At 42.9% G+C, this 1,248-nt stretch carries 2 protein-coding genes; both read left to right on the top strand.

Going from position 1 to position 1,248, the window contains the following annotated elements; all coding sequences use genetic code 11:
• Positions 1-599, top strand: a 599-nt coding sequence (locus tag ACQY26_RS00115; protein WP_428047053.1) for a DALR anticodon-binding domain-containing protein, incomplete at its 5' end; no start/stop codon positions are given.
• Position 600: 1 nt separating this feature from the next.
• Positions 601-1,065, top strand: coding sequence for a type IV pilin protein (locus tag ACQY26_RS00110; protein WP_428047052.1), 465 nt, complete (start codon positions 601-603; stop codon positions 1,063-1,065).
• The last annotated feature ends 183 nt before the right edge of the window (positions 1,066-1,248 follow it).

Genomic DNA, 1,248 nt, shown 5'->3' with positions numbered 1-1,248 from the left:
ACAATTTTAATCTTTCCGTTAAGGAAATTGTAAGCAAAGCGAATTCTCTTCTGCCCAAAGCAAACGAGCATACCGCCGAACTGGAAAACTTCCTTTGGCAGCGTCTTGCCAATATTCTGGAAACAAACGGCTCCTCCGCAGACGAAATAGCCGCGCTGGAAGACGTTTCCAAAACGCCGGCAAAAATAATCGCCGCCGCGGAAGCTTTAAAAGAATCCAGAAGCGGAGAAAGCTTGGCAAGCGTGGGACAGTCGGCAAAGCGCGTCGGCAATATCTTAAAGAAAGCCGGCGTACAACAAACGGGCGAAATAAACCCCGCCTTGTTTGAACAGCCGGAAGAAAACGCTTTATTTAAAGCTTTAGAGGATATCCAAAATCAAATAAGGCCTGATTTGGGCTTGGAAACAAAAGAAGCTTACTGCGCGATTTTAAAGGCTTTATCGGCTTTTGAGTTGCCTCTTAACAACTTCTTTGATAAAGTAATGGTAAACGCCGAAAATGCGGCGGTCAAAAACAACCGTATAAACCTGCTCAGCGCGATTTATAAAGTTTTGACCGGCTCCGCGGCGGATATAAGCAAACTGCAAAAGAGAGGGTAATATGTCAAAATTAAACAAAAAGGGTATGACTCTTCTGGAAGTTATGGTAGTAGTTATTTTGATAGCGGGTTTGGCCTCTATGGCTTATCCTTCATTTTTAACTTCGGTTGAGAAGGGCAAAGCCACTGAAGCCATAAGAGTTGTTTCACACGCAGTCGCCGCGCAAAAGCAATATTATGAAGAAAACGAATCTTACGCCACGGCTTTTCAGGATTTGGCTTTTGACATCACTGGCAAAAACGTGAGCGTCAGCGGCGGCACGGCAACTACGGATAACTTTACATATACTTTGGGCGAAAGTTCCGTAACAGCATCCCATAATGCCGGCTCTTCCTATACTTACACTATAACCGGCAGCTATGACAGTGACGGCCTTATATGTGCCACTGGGACCCAAACCAATAACGACAAAAAAATCTGTTCCACTTTAGGCAAGCAGGACGGAGACAGTTACAAAATAAACTAAGCAAAAATTATTTAACAAAACTCCCCGTTTTTTAAGCGGGGAGTTTTTTATTGGAATTACGGATACTAATTTATTGCCAAAATCAGCGGCTTTATCCAAAATTTCATTCATTTAATCTCTCCTTTAATATAAAAAAGGGGAACCCGTTAAGGCTCCCCTTAGGAGGGTACTATATGTATAGTA

The organism is Candidatus Proelusimicrobium excrementi (assembly GCF_937881865.1).
GTDB lineage: Bacteria > Elusimicrobiota > Elusimicrobia > Elusimicrobiales > Elusimicrobiaceae > Proelusimicrobium > Proelusimicrobium excrementi.
Note: the sequence above shows the minus strand (reverse complement) of the source record. Positions and strands in the feature narration are given on the sequence as shown.